23 protein-coding genes are annotated in these 20,797 nt (G+C 37.3%); 9 read left to right on the forward strand and 14 right to left on the reverse strand.

Annotated features, from left to right (window positions below):
• Positions 1-5: 5 nt before the first annotated feature.
• From AC3ITD_RS11960 to AC3ITD_RS11995, 8 genes are all read right to left on the reverse strand, one after another.
• The gene (locus AC3ITD_RS11960) at positions 6-677 is read right to left on the reverse strand and encodes a DUF4397 domain-containing protein (protein WP_265799861.1); all 672 of its coding nucleotides are present in this window, start codon (positions 675-677) and stop codon (positions 6-8) included.
• An 83-nt stretch (positions 678-760) separates the two neighbouring features.
• Entirely contained in the window at positions 761-1,885 is a 1,125-nt protein-coding gene (dnaN, locus tag AC3ITD_RS11965) for a DNA polymerase III subunit beta (protein WP_056851361.1), read from the reverse strand.
• Between the two features lie 33 nt (positions 1,886-1,918).
• Positions 1,919-3,604, reverse strand: a complete 1,686-nt coding sequence (gldG, locus tag AC3ITD_RS11970) for a gliding motility-associated ABC transporter substrate-binding protein GldG (RefSeq protein WP_489360012.1) — start codon at positions 3,602-3,604, stop codon at positions 1,919-1,921.
• The gene (gene gldF, locus AC3ITD_RS11975) at positions 3,604-4,329 is read right to left on the reverse strand and encodes a gliding motility-associated ABC transporter permease subunit GldF (protein ID WP_489360013.1); all 726 of its coding nucleotides are present in this window, start codon (positions 4,327-4,329) and stop codon (positions 3,604-3,606) included. Before gldF ends, gldG begins: the two co-directional genes overlap by 1 nt.
• Positions 4,330-4,577: 248 nt before the next feature.
• Positions 4,578-5,228: a porin family protein gene (locus tag AC3ITD_RS11980; protein ID WP_489360015.1), complete on the reverse strand. Its 651-nt coding sequence runs from the start codon at positions 5,226-5,228 to the stop codon at positions 4,578-4,580.
• Positions 5,229-5,389: 161 nt separating this feature from the next.
• Entirely contained in the window at positions 5,390-5,926 is a 537-nt protein-coding gene (locus AC3ITD_RS11985) for a hypothetical protein (RefSeq protein ID WP_489360017.1), read from the reverse strand.
• A 3-nt stretch (positions 5,927-5,929) separates the two neighbouring features.
• Positions 5,930-6,637 (reverse strand): ATP-binding cassette domain-containing protein, encoded by a 708-nt coding sequence (locus AC3ITD_RS11990; RefSeq protein WP_489360019.1) that lies wholly within the window; start codon positions 6,635-6,637, stop codon positions 5,930-5,932.
• A 91-nt stretch (positions 6,638-6,728) separates the two neighbouring features.
• Positions 6,729-7,649 carry a glycerophosphodiester phosphodiesterase family protein gene (locus AC3ITD_RS11995; RefSeq protein ID WP_489360021.1) on the reverse strand — a complete coding sequence of 307 codons (921 nt, stop codon included), beginning with the start codon at positions 7,647-7,649 and terminating at the stop codon, positions 6,729-6,731.
• Between the two features lie 287 nt (positions 7,650-7,936).
• Here AC3ITD_RS11995 and AC3ITD_RS12000 point away from each other — a divergent pair, with 287 nt between their 5' ends.
• Complete coding sequence (locus AC3ITD_RS12000; protein ID WP_489360023.1) at positions 7,937-9,580, forward strand: glycine--tRNA ligase; 1,644 nt, start codon at positions 7,937-7,939, stop codon at positions 9,578-9,580.
• Positions 9,581-9,777: 197 nt separating this feature from the next.
• Here the strand turns inward: AC3ITD_RS12000 and AC3ITD_RS12005 are convergent, their stop codons facing one another.
• The gene (locus tag AC3ITD_RS12005) at positions 9,778-10,974 is read right to left on the reverse strand and encodes a C40 family peptidase (protein ID WP_489360025.1); all 1,197 of its coding nucleotides are present in this window, start codon (positions 10,972-10,974) and stop codon (positions 9,778-9,780) included.
• 140 nt (positions 10,975-11,114) lie between these two features.
• Here AC3ITD_RS12005 and AC3ITD_RS12010 point away from each other — a divergent pair, with 140 nt between their 5' ends.
• The 8 genes from AC3ITD_RS12010 to AC3ITD_RS12045 all read left to right on the forward strand — a co-directional run bounded on the left by AC3ITD_RS12010 (position 11,115) and on the right by AC3ITD_RS12045 (position 17,116).
• Positions 11,115-11,804 carry a CAP domain-containing protein gene (locus tag AC3ITD_RS12010; RefSeq protein ID WP_489360027.1) on the forward strand — a complete coding sequence of 230 codons (690 nt, stop codon included), beginning with the start codon at positions 11,115-11,117 and terminating at the stop codon, positions 11,802-11,804.
• A 118-nt stretch (positions 11,805-11,922) separates the two neighbouring features.
• Positions 11,923-12,426, forward strand: coding sequence for a GtrA family protein (locus AC3ITD_RS12015; protein ID WP_489360029.1), 504 nt, complete (start codon positions 11,923-11,925; stop codon positions 12,424-12,426).
• A gap of 441 nt (positions 12,427-12,867) precedes the next feature.
• Positions 12,868-14,646: an aromatic amino acid hydroxylase gene (locus AC3ITD_RS12020; protein ID WP_489360031.1), complete on the forward strand. Its 1,779-nt coding sequence runs from the start codon at positions 12,868-12,870 to the stop codon at positions 14,644-14,646.
• Positions 14,647-14,704: 58 nt separating this feature from the next.
• Positions 14,705-14,872, forward strand: a complete 168-nt coding sequence (locus AC3ITD_RS12025) for a hypothetical protein (protein WP_157255777.1) — start codon at positions 14,705-14,707, stop codon at positions 14,870-14,872.
• Positions 14,859-15,209, forward strand: a complete 351-nt coding sequence (locus tag AC3ITD_RS12030) for a type II toxin-antitoxin system VapC family toxin (protein ID WP_489360034.1) — start codon at positions 14,859-14,861, stop codon at positions 15,207-15,209. Before AC3ITD_RS12025 ends, AC3ITD_RS12030 begins: the two co-directional genes overlap by 14 nt.
• Before the next feature lie 54 nt (positions 15,210-15,263).
• On the forward strand, positions 15,264-15,965 hold the full coding sequence (locus tag AC3ITD_RS12035) for an SDR family oxidoreductase (protein ID WP_489360036.1): 702 nt from the start codon (positions 15,264-15,266) through the stop codon (positions 15,963-15,965).
• 117 nt (positions 15,966-16,082) lie between these two features.
• On the forward strand, positions 16,083-16,457 hold the full coding sequence (locus AC3ITD_RS12040; protein WP_056851375.1) for a DUF4870 domain-containing protein: 375 nt from the start codon (positions 16,083-16,085) through the stop codon (positions 16,455-16,457).
• A 113-nt stretch (positions 16,458-16,570) separates the two neighbouring features.
• Positions 16,571-17,116 carry a C40 family peptidase gene (locus AC3ITD_RS12045; RefSeq protein ID WP_265799890.1) on the forward strand — a complete coding sequence of 182 codons (546 nt, stop codon included), beginning with the start codon at positions 16,571-16,573 and terminating at the stop codon, positions 17,114-17,116.
• Between the two features lie 2 nt (positions 17,117-17,118).
• On the opposite strand, the gene AC3ITD_RS12050 is transcribed toward AC3ITD_RS12045, so the two are convergent.
• The 5 genes from AC3ITD_RS12050 to AC3ITD_RS12070 form a co-directional block, all read right to left on the reverse strand.
• The gene (locus AC3ITD_RS12050) at positions 17,119-17,727 is read right to left on the reverse strand and encodes a YdeI/OmpD-associated family protein (protein ID WP_489360038.1); all 609 of its coding nucleotides are present in this window, start codon (positions 17,725-17,727) and stop codon (positions 17,119-17,121) included.
• A gap of 24 nt (positions 17,728-17,751) precedes the next feature.
• Positions 17,752-18,639 (reverse strand): flavin reductase family protein, encoded by an 888-nt coding sequence (locus AC3ITD_RS12055; protein ID WP_265799894.1) that lies wholly within the window; start codon positions 18,637-18,639, stop codon positions 17,752-17,754.
• Positions 18,640-18,940: 301 nt separating this feature from the next.
• On the reverse strand, positions 18,941-19,147 hold the full coding sequence (locus AC3ITD_RS12060; protein WP_489360041.1) for a four helix bundle protein: 207 nt from the start codon (positions 19,145-19,147) through the stop codon (positions 18,941-18,943).
• Between the two features lie 99 nt (positions 19,148-19,246).
• Entirely contained in the window at positions 19,247-20,242 is a 996-nt protein-coding gene (locus AC3ITD_RS12065) for a fumarylacetoacetate hydrolase family protein (protein ID WP_489360043.1), read from the reverse strand.
• Positions 20,243-20,306: 64 nt separating this feature from the next.
• Entirely contained in the window at positions 20,307-20,762 is a 456-nt protein-coding gene (locus tag AC3ITD_RS12070; protein ID WP_489360045.1) for a hypothetical protein, read from the reverse strand.
• Between the last annotated feature and the right edge of the window lie 35 nt (positions 20,763-20,797).

Consider the following 20,797-nt stretch of genomic DNA (forward strand, 5'->3'; position numbering starts at 1 on the left):
ATGAATTAATTATCAGTTATAATGTGCGCTTCTAAAGCTGTGGCTGTGCTTCCACTAAACCAGATGGTGTAAATTTTTCCTGCTTCAAGTAAAGTTCCATCAATGGTTTTAATACTTCCCGAGCCTACAACATTATACCTAAGGCTCATTCCAGCATCCACCTGGAAATAAGTAGATGCTTCTTTGTAGAGTAAACCGTTAACAAACTGAGTGCCCGCTTGAACGCTGACATTTATGCCCGTTAAAAAAAAAGGCGTTAAGTTAATGAGTTTAATTTTGGCTTTGCCTGCTTCGGTATTGCTTAAATTATCTTCAAAAGTTATAATTTCTCTTGCTCCGGTACGATTACCAACTAAAAATGTAGAGTAAGTTAAAGATGGGGTAAAATTAAAGGTAGATTCTGTTGGGAGATTTGCTGAACCCATGAATTTAACGCTTCTACTTCCCGAAACAATTTTTAAATAGTCAGTTGATTCAGTAAAGGCAATTGCATTGGTCGAATTTTTTTGGCCATCTACATAAATATCTTGATTGGCTTCTGTTAACGTAGCATTTATGAATTTAACTTTAGCCTCTCCTTTTACTACTACATTTGGATCTGGTTTTTTACAGGCTATGATACAGTTAATAAATAATACGAAGCATAGAAAGAGTGAGCATTTAATAAAGATTTTCATAGTTAGATTATTTGGTCGGTAAACAAAGATGGCTCGGTCAAAAACCAAGCCACCTTTAATACTCTAACTTTAGAAACAATATTTTAATAACTGTTGTTAAGCATTACAGGCATCACTAACATTAATACATCTTCATTTTCATCGTTGGTTTGAGGAATTAAAAGTCCAGCTCTATTTGGAGTGGATAATTCCAAAGTAACCTCATCACCGCTCAAATTGCTCAACATTTCGATTAAGAAACGGGCATTAAAACCAATCTCAAGATCTTCGCCATCATATTGGCAGCTTAAACGCTCGTGTGCTTCGTTCGCAAAATCCAAATCTTCTGAAGAGATATTCAACTCGCTACCGTTAATTTTTAATCTTACCTGATGGGTAGTTTTATTAGCAAAAATAACTACACGACGTAGTGTATTTAAAAATAATCCCCTGTCTATAACCAGTTTATTAGGATTATTTTGAGGAATTACTGCTTCATAATCAGGATAACGTTCGTCTATTAAACGACACACTAAGTTGATATTTTCGAACTTAAAGAATGCACTTGTAGCATTATAATCAACTGACACATTGATATCTGTTGATGGCAAAGCTGCCTTTAAAAGTGTTAAAGCTTTTTTGGGCAAAATAAATGATGTTGCTTTATCAGCTTTACTATCCATTCTGCGGTAACGAACTAATTTATGTGCATCAGTTGCTACAAACGTAATATGCTGAGGAGATAATTGGCAGAATACACCAGTCATTGCCGGACGCAACTCATCGTTACTCACTGCAAATATCGTTTTGGTAATGGCCTCAGTTAAAACTGATGCAGGCAAATTAACGGATGAGGCATTTTCAACCACCGGGATTTTTGGAAAATCATCACCATTTTCACCACTTAGTTTATATTTTCCATCGCCAGCGCTAATTTCTATTGCGAAAGAAGTATCATCAATATTGAAAGCAATTGGCTGATCTGGTAACGTTTTAAGTGTATCTAATAAGATTTTAGATGGAACCGCAACCTTACCCTCCTCCTTTGATTCTACAGCCAAAGCAGTTGTCATGCTCGTTTGTAAATCGGTTGCAGAGATCGTTAAGTTTCCGTCTTTAATTTCGAAAAGAAAATTTTCTAGTATTGGTAAAACTGTACTGCTGCTTGACGCACCATTTACAGTTTGCAAGTGTTTTAATAAAGTTGATGTGGATACAATAAATCTCATGATATCATTTAGTCTTCTTCAAAAATATAAAAATTATTTAGCGTACTTGTATTTGCGGTAATAATGTTGAAAAATCGCAAAGAATATTAACAATAGCAATGGAGCAACTACATTTATAAACTGCCATTTGGTTTTTTCGAGTTTAATTTTGGCTTTATCCAACAATCTTATTTTAACTTCTTTATCACGTAAGGTAATTAAGTTATCATCATCAGTAAAATAATCTACTATATTTAATAAAAGTGCTTTATTACCGAATGTGCGCTGCGAATAACGATCGAAACCTAGGGGAAATGCAGAACCATCTTTTTCTGAAATCTGATTTTTAAAAATGTCACCATCTCCCAACACAATCATTTTTGAAGATTTACTGTTGGCGACATTTGTATAAGGTTGATCAATCCCTGCAGGTAGTGGTCGCCCTGCAAAAACCGACGGAAAATTGCCCTCTAACATCAAACCTACATGCTGTGGTGAACTTTGAAACTCACGGGGATCTAGTTGCTCTGCAATCATCTGCAAACTAAAAGGTTTAGGCAAATTATAGATCTTGTTATAAGGCGAAGTGGATAAAATATAAGATTTTTGAACACCTTTTACACCAATTGTATCTACTGTACTTGGAAATTCAGATTTAATTCCATCTAATTTCTTTACAACGCTGTGAGTGGTATCGGGAAGTAGAATCGGATAATAAATCCAATGCATCAACTGCATTTGACTTTGGCCGCCAACTGCTCCGGTTGAAACCGGAATTTCAACATTGTTCGCTGGATCAGCGATGATATTGTAATTTACCCTGGAGCCATACATAAACAGCATATCATCTAAATTCAGGTCTCTTGCCGTTGCCAGCTGGCCGTTTTGGGTTCTTAAATTTTCTAAATCTGCATTATTTTGATCGATGCTCCAAAGCACACGACCGCCATTCATTACAAAATAATTTATTTTATACTTCTCAGTTTCTGTAAAAGGTTTTTTAGGCTTCGCGATGATCATCATGTCCAGCTTATCCAACCCTTCTTTAGTGATCGTATTTAAATTGACACGGCCTACAATGTAATTATTAGCTAAAGTTACTCTTGCATCCTCCAATTCTAAATCGGTCAATTCTTCGTTAGATTCCGTAAAACCAATCCGTGGATTGTAACCATTAAGCACCTTTTTTAAATTAGAAGTAAAGGTATATTCTAAATTTTCTATCGATCGATTAATATTTTCTTCATAGCCGCCTGCAACATTAAAGTTTTGCAGCAGTTTAACCGGCATTTGTATCCCATCAACCTCAATTACAGCTGCCGGAACAACAATTTTTTCGGTAGTACCACTCTCGGTTTTTAACGCTGTTCTTGTAGCCTCAATCCCATCCTGGGCCATGTTATAAATTACGGTATCTTGCTCTTCAACTGTTAATCCCGCTAAAGGATCTACGTAAACCAGTTTCACTTCAGCAGTAGAATAAGCCTTAAAATCATAAAGCAAATCTTTAACACCTGCTTGCAAACGTTTAAAAGCTGGCGGGAGCTGACCATCTAAAAACACGGTAATCGTAATTGGTTTTCGGTTATTGGTTAAAAGTGCTTTCGTTTTTTCGCTTAGAGTGAAGCGTTTATCTGCAGTAAAATCAAAGCGATGAAAAAAATAATTACCTGCTACATTTAGCAGAACTAAGGCCGCAATAAATACAACTGAGTTTATCCATTTTTTATTCTTAGCCATTATCGTTTCCCTCCTATCACTAACTTGGTAAAAAATAAAAACAGACAAGAGGCTGTGATGAAATAGATTAAATCTCTGGTATCTAGCACACCTCTACTAATGGAGTTATAATGTTGATTTATACCCAAATTGGTAATAAAACCTTCTATGTTTTGCAGCGAAATAAGTTGACTGCTGTAATCGAAACCCAAGAAAGCAAAAGCACATAAGGCCGCACAGATTACGAAAGCAACAACCTGATTTTTCGTTAACGCTGAAGAAAATAAGCCAATTGAAGTAAAGGTTGCACCTAATAAAAATAAGCCTATATAAGATCCGATTATCGCTCCAGAATCTACATTGCCTTCCGGAAATCCCAGTTTTGATATAGAATAGGCGTAAATTAAAGTTGGGATCAACGAAAACAATATCAATACTAAGCTGGCTAAGTATTTTGCGATAATGATTTGCCAAATGGTAATTGGCCGGGTAATAAGCAATTCATAGGTCCCTTCACGTCTTTCTTCAGCGAAAGATCGCATGGTAATTGCAGGAATAAGAAACATAAATAAATAGGGAACCAGGCTGAAGAAGCCACCTAAATCAGCATATCCATAATCAAGAATGGAGGTATCAGGAAAAAACCAAAGCAAAAGACCAGAAACCAATAAAAAAATGCCGATGGTGATGTAAGCAACCATCGAACTTAAAAAACTGAATAACTCGCGTCTAAAAACTGCGTACATGTGCTAATAAAACTTCGAAGTTAACCATTTATTTGAGCATATTAAAGATGATTTCGAAGTAAATACCCCTTAAATAATTCCCTGACATCGGTAATACTTTCGTGATTGGGTTTTATAATCCGATGCCCGGATGGTCCTGATCCCAAGTTATAAAATGAAATGATCAACAACAGGGTTGTAAGTATTCATTTTAAACAAAAAAAGCTTCTTGAAATTAATCAAGAAGCTTTCAAATATGATTGTATTGCTTAGAAAGAATAACCCAGGCCTACCGAAAATACTTTATTTTTGAATTTAACATCCACTTCACTTGGCTCATCAATAACGCTACTTAAACCTAATCCATAACCAGCATGGATATTTAATTTACTATTGAATTGAAAACCAGCTAAAAAGTTTAATCCAAATTCTCCACGTTTGATACCATCGTTTGAATCAAATTCGATTTTTTCCTTTTCAGAACCATATTTAACGTTTCCACTTAAAGCATAAGCAAAATAAGGACCAGCACCAATAAAAACTTTTCCTGCATTATTCACTTTAAAATTTGCAAGAACGTTCACTGGCAACTCAAGATAATTCAAGTTTAAAGTAGCTGACTCGTTAGTTAAATCTGATTCTTCGAAATCGAAAGTTTCGCCGCCCAATTTGCTTCCCTTTCCAATAAAACTTAAGCCCGGTTGAATGGAAATAATGTCTGACAATGCAAACTCTGCCGTTCCACCAACATAAAATGATGTTTTAGAGTCGAAACCAATTGATGTACCTCCAGCAGAAATACTCATGCTTGGGAAAGCAACACCCGCTTTTACGCCAAAGGTTACAGGTTTACTTGTTTGAGCTGATGCTGCATAGCCTATGCCAGCAAGCATTAATAAAGATAATAATGTTTTTTTCATTTGATTTTTGATTAAACGTATATTTAGTTGATGCAATAGACGTTAATTATCATCAAATAGTTACGCAAATCGGTCGACAAAAATCACATCTACCTGATTATCAGTAATAATAATATCAAACCAAAAAAATTAATTTAATAGTGCCAATTCTATTTATTACTCTACAGACCAAAAACATAGGCAACACGAATACCTGCAAATCCCTTTGAGCTCGAATTATTAATACCCAAAATGCTGGTTTCATTTTTACCTGCCCAAGCTTCGTAACGGATGCCAACATCAAGTTTGTTATTACCTGATAATTTGAATTGGTTCCCTATTCCGGGCGACCAGATAAATACATTTCGTTGCCCGTTAATTGACAACCCTGCTCCTACCTGAGCTTCAGCGTAAAAACTTTGGCTTTGGTATTTAATCCCCGCTTTAAGTGGAATATAAGTTAAATCGCGTAGATTGATTAATTGGTTGCGTTTTCCGAAGAAACTCATAAAACCTGCATTAACGGTTAGCGCTATTTGTGATGACACTGGAAAATCTGCCTTCGCAGAAGCGCCCAAACCTATTCCAGATAAACTAACGAAATTTCCAGATGGAAGTCCGAATTCGGCACCGATGCTGATATTAGAAGAAGTTTGTGCTTTCGCATTTAAGCATAAAAAAAGGATAGCAGCAAGAACCAGGAAACGTACTTTAAACATAGATTAAGCTGTAAGTTTTCTAAAAATAGCTTCTAATGAGCTGTTATTATTTGAGTTTTTGATTCCTTCGAGTGAATCGTTAGCTACAATCTTGCCTTTATTTATGATGATGATATCATCGCAAATGGCCTCAACTTCCTGCATGATGTGCGTGGAGATAATTACGGTTTTGTTTTTGCCAAGCGCCTTGATCAATCCCCTGATATCTACCAATTGATTTGGATCTAAGCCAGAAGTAGGTTCATCCAAGATTAAAACATCAGGATTGTGAATGATAGCCTGAGCCAAACCAACCCTCTGACGATAACCTTTAGATAACATTCCTATTTTTTTATGTTGCTCAGGTGTTAAGCCAACCATTTTAATTACTTCATCAATACGGTGAGCTAAATTTTTCATTTTATAGGTTTGGCCTACAAAATTCAAAAATTCCTTGATGTACATTTCCGTATAAAGCGGTGTGTTTTCGGGCAGGTAGCCAATATGCTTTTTTGCTTCAATGGCTTCTGTTAAAATATTTCTTCCTGCAATTTCAGCGTGGCCAGAAGTGGGTTCCAAATAACCGGTAAGCATGCGCATTGTAGTTGATTTCCCTGCACCATTCGGCCCCAGGAAACCTAAAATCCGTCCCGGTTTGGCTTCAAAACTAATCGCATCTACCGCCTTTTGGTTATGATAGTGTTTGGACAGATTTTTTACTAAAATACTCATTTTGTTTTTTTATAAATCAGTCGTCATTGCGAGGCACGAAGCAATCTCTCTGGCAATATAGATTGCTTTGTACATCGCTATGACGGTAATATTAGTTAATATTGGCTGAACTCAGCTTCTTATTGTACCGAAATTTATCCAATTGTTCGGCAGCTTGGGCAATGTTATCCGATGACAAAATATCTGCTCCATTGTTTACCAAATGATAATAAACATTTTTGGCAGGATTGGCAATCGAGCTTTTATCGATGTTGCCCATTGTACCGAGAATGGTTGTGATACCTTTTTCATGTAGATAACTATATAGTTCTTTATCAGGTGCACTTACCCCCACAAAAGCTACAATTCTATTATTTGGGATGCCCAAATTGTTTAATCGTTTCAGTTCAGATTTTTTTTGTACCGATGCGGAGATCATCAAATCAGGAGCCAACTGATGGACTTCCTGTGCCTGATTTGCAGTGTAAGTGATGATGATTGAGTTGCTTTCAACTTTATACTGCTTCACTTTCTCAATTATCTTTGCATAACTCACTCCACGTTTTAAATCGATGGTGAGCAAAACCTTGCCTTTGCTCCAGCTCAATACGCTATCCAAAGTTGGAATTTTGAAACTGGTTTCTTTTCCATCATCATCTTTCAGGTTAAAAGCTTGGAGCTCTTCGTAAGTATAACTTCCTATTTCTCCTTTGCCTGTTGAAGTTCTATCCAGCTTATCATCATGCATAATCACCATTACCGAATCTTTGCTATATGCAATATCAAATTCGATCACCATCGGGTTATACGTGGTGGCGTTTTCGAAAGTTTCAATACAATTTTCAGGAAATCCGGGCATTGGTCCGCCGCGGTGAGCGCTAATTAATGGAAAGCGTTTCTCAGGCGACCATTTTAAGAACTGATATAATTCTTCGGTTTTATTGAATTTAATATAATGATGAACTTTTTCTTCTTGTTTGCAGGCAGTAAAAACTGAGATTGCAGCAAAGAAAAGTAGATAGTGAAATTTCATGTTTCAAAAATAGGAAAAAATGGATGATGTAAAATGGAATTCTTGGGGTTGTGCATTTTAAACGTGAATAGATTAGCAACTTTAGCCACCTTAAACCCGATTGCAGCGAACACGTAGTGCAACGAAGTAAAGCGCAAAGCGGGACTGAAATAAACTGATAAGCACTGTATTTGCTTTTCGAAAAAGTTTTAAACATTTAAGGCATTTAAGAACATCAAAGCAGGGGTTTTTACTTTAATCTTTCAGCTTTAGTCTTTCAGCTCAAAATAATTATCTTTGCCTGCATTATGGCTCAAAAGAATAACGACGAACAATTTAAAAATGTAATATCACACGCTAAAGAATACGGTTTCGTGTTCCAAAGCAGCGAAATATATGATGGCTTAAGCGCCGTTTACGACTATGGCCAATTGGGTGCCGAGTTAAAAAATAACATTAAAACGTACTGGTGGAAAGCCATGGTACAAATGCATGAAAACATTGTGGGCATTGATTCTGCGATTTTTATGCACCCGAAAGTTTGGAAAGCAAGCGGACACGTTGATGGTTTCAACGACCCGATGATTGACAACAAGGATTCGAAAAAACGTTATCGTGCCGATCAATTATTAGAGAATAAAATTGATGAACTATATGCTGAACTTTCTAATTTCAGTGCTGAAAACAAAGTTAAATTTGAAGAATTTCAGCAGGAGATTTTAAATTTAAGCGATGAAGGACAGGCAAGCTGGGTACCGAGTTTTAAAGATGAGGAAGGAATTTTAGATACCGCAAAATATCCTTTTGTTGATGAAGCAAGCTGGAGATTTGTTAAAAAAGGTTTAGCCCTGGAGGTAGAAATGAACCTCGCACTTAAAGCTGAGAATTTAGCACAGCTGAAAGATTTAATTGTTGATTATAAGGTAATCTGCCCTATCTCGAAAACATCTAACTGGACAGATGTTCGCCAATTTAACCTGATGTTTAGCACTCAATTTGGAGCTATGGCAGAAGGTAGTGATGAAGTTTATCTTCGTCCGGAGACTGCTCAAGGTATTTTCGTAAACTTTTTGAACGTTCAAAAATCAGGAAGAATGAAAATTCCTTTTGGTATTGCACAAATTGGAAAAGCTTTTAGAAACGAAGTAATCGCCCGTCAGTTTATTATGCGCATGCGAGAGTTTGAGCAAATGGAAATGCAATTCTTTGTGCGTCCGGGAGAAGACAAAAAATGGTTTGAGTACTGGAAAGAGGCTCGTTTAAAATGGCACAAAGCTTTGGGAACTTCATCAGAAAAATACCGCTACCACGACCACGTTAAATTAGCGCACTACGCAAATGCGGCAACTGATATTGAGTTCGAATTTCCATTCGGATTTAAAGAAGTGGAAGGTATTCACAGCAGAACCGATTTCGATTTAACGCAGCACCAGGAGTTTTCTGGCAAGAAAATGCAGTATTTCGACAACGATTTAAATGAAGATGGCAAACCTTACGGAAATTATGTTCCTTATGTAATCGAAACATCTATCGGTTTAGATCGCATGTTCTTGTTAACGATGATTAATGCTTTCGAAGAACAAGATTTAAGCACCGACGAAAAACAAGATAGCCGTACGTTATTGCGCTTACACCCTGCTTTGGCACCTTACAAAGTGGCTGTTTTCCCATTAACTAAAAAGGATGGTTTACCAGAAAAGGCTAGGGAAATTATGGATACTCTGAAATTTGATTTCAACTGTATTTATGAAGAAAAAGATGCCATTGGAAAGCGCTACCGCCGTCAGGATGCTGTTGGTACCCCATTTTGTATCACAGTTGATCACCAAAGTTTAGAAGATAATACTGTTACCATTCGCCACCGCGATAGCATGGATCAGGAACGTGTTGCAATTGCAGACTTAGCTGACATTGTGGGAAAAGCGGTAAGCTGGAGAACGCTTTTGGCATAAAAGAATCTACATGCGCTAAAGCAATTCTTTGGCTTTGAATTTAGCGCAGCATCACATCATATATAGTCGCAGGTTTAAAAACTTGCGACTTTTTTTTGTTTAAAAAAGCCAAGAACACTATTCAAATCATCATTATTTAGACAGAATTTACAAACTCAAAATCTGCTTTAAAAGCACATTTAGGAAGACAAAACCTTCTACATCCCGTACCACTCATGGTTATCTACCCTGGTAATCTCTGGCTTCCCGATTTGATTGAGATACCGTCTGGCACCTACCAGCGTTTTATATTCCCGCTCATCGAAGTTGAATACTCCAGGCTTTAAGCTATTAATTCTAACCATTCCTGCTGACTGGATAAACTCCCCATTGCCCATATAAATGGCCGTATGCGTTATTCGCCCCTTGAAGTCACCCCTCAATTTCGCGGCTGCGAAAAATAGTAAATCTCCCGCTTTTAAATTCTTCAGGCACTTATCAATGCTAGTAGAATCATTTTCGAGCACTTCAATTTTCTCACCAATCAACGCCTGCTGCGAGGCATCTCTAGGAATTACAATCCCGTTTAGAAAATAGCTGGTTTTGGTAAAGCCGCTGCAATCAACGCCTTTAACTGATGTGCCTCCCCATAAATACGGAACGCCCAAAAGTGTTTTGGCACTGCTTAAAATTCCATCCGCAGTCGGGTTGGTTTGTTTCTGCCAGGTTGAAAACGAAGTTCCTTCGGCTTTTTTAATATACCCTATTCTCTTGTCAGGAAATACCACCTGATAGAAGTTTTTCACTTCAGCTGTTACTTCCAAAATGTTCCCTTTCACCAGGTCAGAAACCCGAAGAGATTTTTCATCAGCTTTGCTATAAGCGTGACCATAATCGGCCAAATAAATCATCCGCTTCGCTTTTTTCCAATGTTCAAAGCTTTCACGATTCATCAAGCTAACCGCTGCTCCATCCGTATAGGAGATATAGCCGTCTGGTGTTTTAACCAAATAATATCCGCCCTGTTTTTTTAATACTTGCACAGGAGTGCCCAAAGTCATTTGTGTCATCATTTCTGCCGCGTTTTGGGGCGCTGCCCTATTGTTGCAAACCGAAAGATTAGCCAAACCAAACTCCAAACCATTAAGTGATTTCGATGGTAAAAGCTCGCTAATTTTTACAAGTCCGGTTACCTTGCTCAACTTAGCAGCTAAACTTTGTAATGCTTTTTCAGAAGTGCTTTCTGCATAAATGGTATCGCCTTTAAAACCAACGTTAAAGTAAACTGATCGCTTATCTGGCGCAAATTCTTTTTTTACAGCGTTAGCAATTACCCTGTAAGCGGCGGTATCAACCTGTGCTTTTAAAGATATTGTTGTCCCAAGTAGCAGAGCCAGAATAAACATTCGTATCATGTTCTAAAATTAGTAATAATCCATTATCTCAGTATTCAATGAGTTGTAACTAATCACTTACCTGTCCAGATTTTGGTTTAATTTCTATATCTAAAAATAAATGATTTTTAACGGCGTTATTGATGAATACCGTCACTTTGATGAACAAACTATTTTTAGCCGTTTTATTTCTTATTGTTATCGGCAGGCAGGTAAAAGCTCAAACTTGGACCGACGCCGAATTCCATAGAGCCAATACGGCCGCAAATGCAGCTTATTTAACAAATGAAGAAAAAGATATTGTGATGTACATGAATTTAATCCGCATGGATGGAGAAAAATTCTATTATACTTTTCTGGATGATTACATCTATAACTACAATGCTAAAGTTCGAAAATACCGCAACTATAATCAACTGCGTATCACCCAAGATAACCCTTACTATACCTCACTGCTTAAGCATTTACGCGGCGTTAAAAATTTGCCGATGTTTTATCCTGATGAGAAATTGAGTGCATTGAGTAAGAGCCATGCCTTAGATTTAAAAAAATACAGCTTAAGTTCGCATGAAAGCAGTAATGGCAATTCATTCACAAAACGTCTTTCAAAGTTTTTCCCCAACCTCACCAAAAGCGAAAATATTGATTTTGGCTATTCAAAAAGCCTAGACATTGTTTGCCATTTGCTTCTGGATTGCGGGGTGCCCGAGCTAGGGCATCGATTTAACATTATCGATCAAAAAAACAAACTTAACACAGTTGGTATTAGCATTCAAGGCCACCCAACATACACCTGGTGTGCAGTGATTGATTTTGTTGCACAGCCCGCCTACCAAAACAACGCGAAATAAATACTGGGCCTTCTAATTAGTTAACTCAACTTATTCAAAGTGGCTTTAGCCAGCATCATTTTGCATTTTATTTAACAATTGTGCCAAATCTTTATATTTTTGGCCAAATAATTCCATAATGCGTAAAGCCATTTTATCTTTTATCGATTTTTTTTACCCACCGTTTAAAAGATTTATTTCCTTACATAATTTCAGGTATTTAGCTACCGGCGGAAGTACTTTCGTACTCGGCTTGGTTGTCTTCTATCTGGCTTATAATTATTTGTTTTTAACAGAAGAAGTTAAAGTTTTAGCTATGACGCTGAAACGGAATACGATGGCTTTAATTGTTGAGTTTGCAATTGTGATTCCTTACAGCTTTTTACTCAATAAATATGTAATTTTTACGCATAGCGAAGTTAAATCGCGTACTCAATTATTTCGATTTCTAAATCTGCAGTTCATTAACATGTTGTTAAACTATGTGTTATTGAAATTTTTTGTAGAAATGCTGGGAATTTACCCTACCATTTCGCGGTTGGTTGTATCAGTTGGCATTGCCGGATTTAGTTATCTCTACCAACATTACTTTACCTTCAGAGTTAAAAAAATCGGGGATAAAAAAGTTGCCAAAAAGCACTAACTTCTTTTTGAAAAGCAGGGTCAGCAGCATTTAGGTTAATCCGGCCCCGCCCTCATTTCAAATCCGCTCCCGATGAAAAATCGGGATTGCGTGTTTTCCATTAAGTCGGGTTTAGCTAGCCTTGGTCGTTGTTCTGTTTATGGTTGAGAGCACATTCCCAAAAAAAACCATGTTGATGAGCACAGCCTGGTGTGATTAAACGGGATGGAAGCGGTATCCTTTTTACGCATTTTTAATGCGTAAAAGATTTAGCGAACAGCCCGGCTACCCATTGAAATGAAAGGCAGGTTTAGCTTTTCAAATGATTAATCTATTTATTAAAATTAGCATTTATTGCCTCAAACCTTTATTACGCTGTGCTGTTAATTTAAGCAGTCGCTTATTTGCTAACATAAAGGCAACACCATATATTAGCTCCCAACCAACTTATTTTCATAAACCATGAGCCATTTTAATGACTTTAATAATGCCCAGGTAGCTAAACTACCCAAGCATTTAAAACAGTTTATTGTTGACCAAAACTACGAGAAATATACGCCTATAGATCAGGCGGTTTGGCGGTATGTGATGCGACAAAATTATAGCTACTTAAAAAACGTGGCTTATTATCCATACATAAAGGGTTTACAAAGAGCGGGTTTGAGTATAGAACATATTCCTGATTTGCAAACCATGAATGATAATTTAGGTAAAATTGGTTGGGGTGCAGTTACTGTTGATGGTTTTATTCCGCCTGCAGCCTTTATGGAATACCAGGCTTATCGGGTGTTGGTTATTGCGGCTGATATCAGGCAAATTAACCACATTGAATATACGCCTGCTCCAGATATTATTCACGAAAGCGCTGGGCATGCTCCGATCATTGCAGATACTGACTATAACAATTACCTCAGTTATTTTGGTTCTATTGGCGCAAAAGCGATGTTCTCTGCCAAAGATTTTGAACTTTATGAAGCCATTAGAAAGCTCTCTATTTTGAAGGAAGCTGTTGATGCCAACGAAAGCGAGATCGCCAAAGCAGAAAAAGAACTTCGGTACATTAATGAGAATATGGGCGAACCATCGGAAATGGCATTGTTGGGTCGGCTGCACTGGTGGACAGTGGAATACGGCTTAATTGGGACTTTGGAAAATCCAAAAATCTATGGTGCCGGATTACTTTCTTCCATCGGTGAAAGTGCGAGTTGCATGCAAAGGGATGTTGAAAAAAGTTGGTATAACATGGATACCATTAATTATGCTTACGACATTACTAAGCCACAGCCGCAACTATTTGTTACAGAAACTTTCCAAAATTTAATCGATGTTTTAGAAACCTTCGCAAATACCATGGCTTTTAGGGTTGGAGGTGCAGAAAGTGTAATGAAAGCAATTGCTTGCAAGAACGTTGCTACCGCAGTGTATAGCTCGGGTTTGCAGGTAAGCGGCGTATTTACTGATATTGGCCTAAACGCTGATGATGAAGTAACATTTATTAAAACTACTGGCGTTTCGGCATTGGCTTTCGCAGAAAAGCAGCTTGAAAATCACGGCAAAGATTATCATAAAGATGGGTTTTCCTCTCCCGTTGGAAGACTTAAAAGTTCGCTAAAGCCCCTCGAAAATTATAGTGATGAAGAAATGGAATTGGCTGGGCTTTACCTCGGCAATAAAACCAATTTGACCTTTGAAAGTGGTATTACTGTAGCAGGCAAGGTGAATAATATTTTAAAAAGAGGGGAAAAGACAATATTAATAACGTTTGAGGAATGTACCGTTACCGAAGGCAATGGCAATGTTTTATTTAAACCCGAATGGGGAATTTACGACATGGCCGTTGGAGATAAAATTGTATCTGTGTTTAATGGAGCTGCAGATAAAGATGCTTTCGAAGAAATTACCTTGGTTAGTTTGGAAAAAACTCAGCAAATCGTTTATGATGATAAGACCTTAAAACTTCATCAACTATACAAAACCGTTCGGGAGATTAGGGAAAGCGGTGATCACTTAGCACAGCTGCCTGATATATTTGATCAACTTAGAACCAACCACAGGCAAGACTGGCTTTGTGCCTTGGAAATTCTGGAACTTGTTTACCATAAAAAAATCTACCATCAACTGGAAAGAGACGTTTTGATTTACCTTGAGCTTAAGGCAGCCAGAGAAGCCGATCATCGTAAATTAATTAATGATGGTTTGCATGTGATTAAATATCCGGTGAGCCAGTTAGTTGCGGAATAGTCGAAATACAAATAATTTAAGCCTGCCAAAAATTGATTTTAATTGATTAAATTTGATTATGATAATTGAAATTCAGCAACCCGTTACTAAAGAAAAAGTACAAGAAGCAATAAAAAAAGTGTCGGAAGGAGCTGCAAAAAAAAGCTTACGTAAGCACTTCGGCAAACTTCAGCGTGGACTTGATGGCGTTGATTATCAACAAAAAATAAGAAATGAGTTCATTTAGTTTTGTTGCTGATACAAACTTTCTCATTAATGTTCACGAGGGTTTAGAAAAAACCGAACCCTTTCTAGATGGAACTGCAATCGTTTCAGTAATATCTGAAATTGAATTATTAGGCTGGCATTTGCTTAAGGAGAACGAGAGATTAGGACTAAAATCTTTATTAGAAGATTGTGTAATAATTGAATTGAATTCTGAAATAAAAAATATTGCGATCTCAATTCGTCAGCAATATCGAGTAAAAACTCCCGATGCGATAATCGCTGCCACTTCAAAATTTTTGCAAATTCCACTAGTTACCTCCGATAAAGGTTTTAAGTCGATTTTGATATCGAACTAATTTTAATTTAGCAAACAACAGCAATTTCAAGCTGATATCAATCAAAAGAATAAAATGAACATTATAATTACCGGGGCAAGCAGCGGAATTGGTTTCGAAACAGCTTTAGAATTCAGTTTACAAAAAGAAAACAAAATTGTTGCCATAGCCCGTACTGCAGATAAATTGCGGAAGCTACTAGAAATTGCGAAGGGAATTAACCCTGATTGTACATTATTACCTGTAGAGTTTGACATCGTAAATGACGATTATGCAGCGCTTATTCCATTTTTGAAAGAGCGATTGGGACATGTAGATATTTTAATTAACAATGCGGGTGCATTAATTAACAAACCTTTTCTGCAAACTACAGAAGCAGATCTTGCCGAAATGCTCCAAAGTAATGTGATCTCTCATTTTAGGATGATTCAACAAATTCTACCACTCATGCAAACTGGCGGACACATTGTTAACATCGGAAGTATGGGAGGTTTTCAGGGCAGCGTTAAATTTCCTGGACTGGCGGCTTATTCTGCCAGTAAATCGGCTTTGCACACACTGACGGAATGCCTGGCTTTTGAATTGGCCGAAACCGGAATTAAAGTAAACTGTTTGGCCTTAGGCTCTGCCCAAACTGAAATGCTGGAGGCAGCGTTTCCGGGATATCAAAGTCCGGTTATGGCCTTTGAGATGGGTAAATATATTGCTGATTTCGCTAAAACCGGGTACAAATTTTTTAATGGAAAAGTATTGCCAGTTGCGGTAACTACACCCTAATAACAATTTTATAATGGTAATTTATCTTTTTGTTTAAAGGATTTGATTACTTTTCCTAAATTAAATACTAATTAATTGTCCCGAGAATAAACTATATATCAATCTGAATTTAAATTTATGGAAACAAACAAAAACTTCACCACTACGGGCGATGGCAAAACGGCTGGCATCGTAAGTTATTTTACCATCATTGGTTGGCTAATTGCGTACTTCGCAATCCATAAAGACAATAAAACCGAACTTGGTAGCTATCAATTAAGACAAACGTTGCTTTTTGCAATCGTATCAACGGTGCTAGGATGGGGTTTAAGTATTTTATTGACTATTTTAATTGTTTCTACTAATATTGCTTCTTTAGGGATTATTGCGACAATCGTTCAGATTGGTCTTTTTGTACTTTGGATTATTGGTTTAATTGGAGCAATTAATGGTCAGAAAAAGCCAATTCCGTTAATTGGAGAAAAAGCACAGACTTTGTTTCCTGGAATATAATAAAATTTCAAAGTTAATTAAGAAGTTCAAGTTTACTTGAGCTTCTTTTGTTTTAACTGGTTTTCCACATTTTGAGCTGCCTTAGATTATTTTTCTATCTTTGGCTCCAACATATGAAGAAAATAATCATTCCAATTCTGTTTTTCATTTTGTCTGCAACCGCAGGAAAAGCTCAAACCATCATACCAGCACAATACCAGGAAATGGTTAAAAAACTGGTTGCTAATCTACCAAAAGAAGCTAAGGCTCCATCAGGTAATCAAGAAACAAAGTCTGAAACACTTATCGATTTTGCTAAAAGCATGTTAGGTATTCGCTACCGTTACGCTACAAGCAATCCGAAAATAGGTTTTGATTGTTCTGGTTTTGTAAGTTATGTTTTTAGCAATTTTGGTTTTAAGGTACCGCGTTCATCACGTGAATTTAGTGGCGCAGGTAAAGAAACCAACCTGGAAAACGCAAAAGTTGGTGACGTTTTAATTTTTACAGGCAGTAACTCTAAAGTAAGACGTATTGGTCATGTAGGCATCGTTTATTCTATCGATGAAAACGGAATAAAGTTTATTCACGCCTCTTCGGGAAAAGCTCATAGTGTAACCATTACCGAGCTTAACGGACATTACAGAAACCGCTTCATGAAGATTGTAAGTATTTTATAGAGTTATTTCTTTAGGTACTTCCACATTCTCGGCTTTCCTTCGCCAAGCCATTCCAAAGCGGTTTCTAAACGCTTTTGTTTAGTAGCTTCAGTTTTTGCCTCTTCTAGCCAAATCACATATTCTCTTTTATTTGATTCGCTAAAATTCTGAAAAACACGTAATGCAACCGGATCGTTCTGTAAAGCATCAACAAGAAACTGGGGCAAAATTAACGGCGGCTTTTCAGCACTTTTTGGTTTCGGCGGAAGTTTAATACCTGCTTCATTAAGCTGTATAGCGTGCTGGATATAAGCCATCAGCACTTCGTCTGGTGGTAAATCTGCAAACGTTTTGATTTTTCCGAGTGCACCCATTGCGTTCGTTCGATCTTTGAAAAGATTGAGTTCGTCTGTCATTAATGAGCCTTTCCAAAAACCAAAAGCACAATGGTTTTTGAATGAAGCCATATGGCAAACCGGACCTTTTAGCTCAAAAAATGGCATGCTCCATTTCATCTTTTCTTCTATCCGGGCATCTGCTTTGTGAACTAGATTTCTTAAATGATCCAAAATTGGAATGGCGAATTCAGCAGAATTAATAATGTACTGATCAACCTGAACGATAGTATGCATGGTGCTTGGTTTTAGAAATTAAATTTAAAGTAAAACGACTTTTAAAGCAAGTGTTACCTCCCCGCTCTCGAGAAAGGTTTTGGCGAGTCCGTGCAGCTCTCGTTCCCTATTGGTAGCATCACCTATTGTGGCATCCAAAATTTCCTTCACTTCAGGATGCGAGCTTACCAAGTCAACTTCCTGCTCATCTGGCAGCACTTCAACATTTCCTAACATCCCCAAATCATTCCCGGTTAACACTTTAGATAAACGAATCGCTTTAGGCAAAGCATCCACTCCTATTCCGAGCTTAGCCAAAGGTTTAGCCACTTTAAATAAATTGTTTTCAGTAACCCGGCAGTACCAATCGCCACCCAAGCGGGCTACCAAATCAATTTTCTTTTGGTCGATTTTCCCACTGTTATCCAAAATATCTTCATTGATGTGGATTAACTTTATTTCAGCGAGTATTAAATTACCAGCACCATGGCTATCGCCTAAAGGGATTACCTGATTAACCACACATTCAAACTGAACTGGTGCTTCTGCAACCCTCGGTGGAGAGACTAAATCAGAAGTTAGCATCGTAAATCCCGCTTTTTCAAACTCATTCACACCTTTTGCATATTCGGTACTGGCCAAGCTCATTTGCTGTACCATATCGTAATTTACAATATTGATAACGCATTCTTTTACCTCCAGTACGTTCTCCAATGTGTGTTTTGTGGTATTATCACGAACCCTTCTTGCTGGCGAAAAGATACAAATGGGCGGCTTTGTACTAAACATATTGAAAAAGCTAAAGGGACTCAAATTAATATTTCCGTCAGCATCAATAGTAGAGGCAAAGCAAATTGGACGGGGTGCAATAGCATATTGCAGATAATCCTGCAATTGCACAGCACTTAAATCTTCGGTTTTTAGGGTTAACAAAGTTGGAATGTTTTAGTTGTTGAAATGTTTTAACGTTGGAAAGCGTGAAAGTTGGAATGTTTTCTAATGTTGGAAAGTTGGAATGTTTTAAAGTTATAAATGTTTGATACTACTTTTTGCTCTTGAGGTTCTTCTTTTTTAATTCAAAATCTCTCAAATAATCTATAAATCGCTTAGTTTTTGCTGAAAATTCAATACACTTATCATACAAAAAATTAAAATCAGTTTGCGATAATTTGTTCGCTGCCTGAACGACTATTATTTTATTTCTAAACTCACGTGAAGAACCTTTGGCATAAGTTTAAAAACGTACAAAATCAGGATTATTATTGTATTCAAAACCCTCAGCAACATTATCAGACATGGACATGGCTGCTCGTCGAAATTGGTGCTTTAAACCGAAGTCAGATTTCATCGGTTCAGAATCAGAAATACGATAAGCCTCTACCCCAACTTGTTTTGCCAACTGCCAAATTTCCAAATCCTCAAACTTTTCAATCTTTGTCATAACCAAAACGTTAAATGATTAATTTACATGTATTGTGACTATACGACCTGAACGTTTCAACGTTAAAACGTTTCAATTTTTTAACAGAGGATAAAAGTTTTATTTCTTCAAAGCCAAGATCGAAAAATCAGTGTCTGCTTTTGTAATGTTATTGGTTAGCGCACCTAAACCTGTAATTTCCATTTCCACCACATCGCCAGGCTGCAACCATTGTGTTTTATAATTCGGATCATTTAATAAACCGGTTCCGTTTAGTTCGAGGAAGCAGCCCGTACCTACCGTTCCCGACCCAATTACGTCGCCTGGCAGAATGTCGACCCCATAAGCACACCGCTCAATGATCTCGGCAAAGGTCCAATCCATATCCGCAGCATTGCCTTGAGATACCTCTATCCCGTTTACACGACAAGTCATTTTCAAATCGTAAGCATTCCCCACATGGCCTACCTTTGCTGGCACTTTATATTTTTCAAGTTCATCTGGCGTAACCAACCACGGTCCAATCACAGTAGAAAAATCTTTCCCTTTTGCCGGACCAAGATTGAGCAACATTTCTTCCATTTGCAAAGTGCGGGCGCTCATGTCATTCATCACCATATAGCCAGCGATGTATTCATCAGCCTCTGCTGCTTTAATATTTCTGCCTTTTTTACCAATCACTATCGCCAGCTCAAGTTCGAAATCCAATTTATCGAAGTGATCTGGCATACACTCAATTTCTCCCGTACCTTCAATAGCATTATGGTTTGTAAAATAAAATATAGGATACTCATCAAATTGAGGGATCATATCAACTTTGCGGTTTCTTCGTGCTGCTGCAACATGTTGCCTAAAAGCATAACCATCTCTACAACTGGATGGGTGAGGAACCGGAGCCAAAATTTCATAAAAGATTTCCTCTTTAGCCAATAACGATCCATCTTTAATTTGTAAATCAATCTTTTTTGCCCGTTCCATCAGTACTTCTCCTCCTTGCAAAAATTCATTCATCGTATCAGGAAGCAGCTTATCACAACTGTTTAAATTATAGATGTGGCCATCTATGAACAGGCCAAGGCGCTCTCTATCTTCAGTTTTATAACTTACTAATTTCATATAAATTTGGTTAAAGTACGTGGTAAAGCTAATAATTTAGGACAGGAAAAGAAAAATGCCTGCACTATTTAAGTTCAGTATATTTTTGCAGATCTTTTTTAATTAATGGGAAATCTTTCGCTTCCAACTTTTTATAATATCGTTTGTTCGCGAAAAGCTCACCTGTTAACAGACCCAATGAAACGCCAACAGGAATACCAACAATGATCAGAACTACCGATTCCAGTACATTTGAGCTTTCTACCGAGAGGGCAAGAAAAACAAGGGCACCTGCAATTGCAAATGGTGCCACTACTCCACGCCTGTGAATAAATAACTTGTCAATATTTTCCGCTTTCAGTACGCTGGTATCACCATTATTTCTCACCAAAATAAGTTGTTTATCTTCTGCGGCATAGAAAAAACCACGGTATCGCTTGCCAGAGTGCTCAACAACCTTAATTTTATATTTCCATTTTTTTTGAGCCGATACGGTGAAGCAAGTCAGGAAGCAGATGAGGAGCGTTAAGAATATTTTCATCAAAGTTAGTTTAGAATTAAAGATAAAGAAATTTC

It is taken from the genome of Pedobacter sp. KH_004, from assembly GCF_057840755.1.

Coding starts and splice junctions, on each gene's coding strand:
- AC3ITD_RS11960 (WP_265799861.1), bottom strand. CDS start 677: ATGAAAATCTTTATTAAATGCTCACTCTTTCTATGCTTCGTATTATTT.
- dnaN (WP_056851361.1), bottom strand. CDS start 1,885: ATGAGATTTATTGTATCCACATCAACTTTATTAAAACACTTGCAAACT.
- gldG (WP_489360012.1), bottom strand. CDS start 3,604: ATGGCTAAGAATAAAAAATGGATAAACTCAGTTGTATTTATTGCGGCC.
- gldF (WP_489360013.1), bottom strand. CDS start 4,329: ATGTACGCAGTTTTTAGACGCGAGTTATTCAGTTTTTTAAGTTCGATG.
- AC3ITD_RS11980 (WP_489360015.1), bottom strand. CDS start 5,228: ATGAAAAAAACATTATTATCTTTATTAATGCTTGCTGGCATAGGCTAT.
- AC3ITD_RS11985 (WP_489360017.1), bottom strand. CDS start 5,926: ATGTTTAAAGTACGTTTCCTGGTTCTTGCTGCTATCCTTTTTTTATGC.
- AC3ITD_RS11990 (WP_489360019.1), bottom strand. CDS start 6,637: ATGAGTATTTTAGTAAAAAATCTGTCCAAACACTATCATAACCAAAAG.
- AC3ITD_RS11995 (WP_489360021.1), bottom strand. CDS start 7,649: ATGAAATTTCACTATCTACTTTTCTTTGCTGCAATCTCAGTTTTTACT.
- AC3ITD_RS12000 (WP_489360023.1), top strand. CDS start 7,937: ATGGCTCAAAAGAATAACGACGAACAATTTAAAAATGTAATATCACAC.
- AC3ITD_RS12005 (WP_489360025.1), bottom strand. CDS start 10,974: ATGATACGAATGTTTATTCTGGCTCTGCTACTTGGGACAACAATATCT.
- AC3ITD_RS12010 (WP_489360027.1), top strand. CDS start 11,115: ATGAACAAACTATTTTTAGCCGTTTTATTTCTTATTGTTATCGGCAGG.
- AC3ITD_RS12015 (WP_489360029.1), top strand. CDS start 11,923: ATGCGTAAAGCCATTTTATCTTTTATCGATTTTTTTTACCCACCGTTT.
- AC3ITD_RS12020 (WP_489360031.1), top strand. CDS start 12,868: ATGAGCCATTTTAATGACTTTAATAATGCCCAGGTAGCTAAACTACCC.
- AC3ITD_RS12025 (WP_157255777.1), top strand. CDS start 14,705: ATGATAATTGAAATTCAGCAACCCGTTACTAAAGAAAAAGTACAAGAA.
- AC3ITD_RS12030 (WP_489360034.1), top strand. CDS start 14,859: ATGAGTTCATTTAGTTTTGTTGCTGATACAAACTTTCTCATTAATGTT.
- AC3ITD_RS12035 (WP_489360036.1), top strand. CDS start 15,264: ATGAACATTATAATTACCGGGGCAAGCAGCGGAATTGGTTTCGAAACA.
- AC3ITD_RS12040 (WP_056851375.1), top strand. CDS start 16,083: ATGGAAACAAACAAAAACTTCACCACTACGGGCGATGGCAAAACGGCT.
- AC3ITD_RS12045 (WP_265799890.1), top strand. CDS start 16,571: ATGAAGAAAATAATCATTCCAATTCTGTTTTTCATTTTGTCTGCAACC.
- AC3ITD_RS12050 (WP_489360038.1), bottom strand. CDS start 17,727: ATGCATACTATCGTTCAGGTTGATCAGTACATTATTAATTCTGCTGAA.
- AC3ITD_RS12060 (WP_489360041.1), bottom strand. CDS start 19,147: ATGACAAAGATTGAAAAGTTTGAGGATTTGGAAATTTGGCAGTTGGCA.
- AC3ITD_RS12065 (WP_489360043.1), bottom strand. CDS start 20,242: ATGAAATTAGTAAGTTATAAAACTGAAGATAGAGAGCGCCTTGGCCTG.
- AC3ITD_RS12070 (WP_489360045.1), bottom strand. CDS start 20,762: ATGAAAATATTCTTAACGCTCCTCATCTGCTTCCTGACTTGCTTCACC.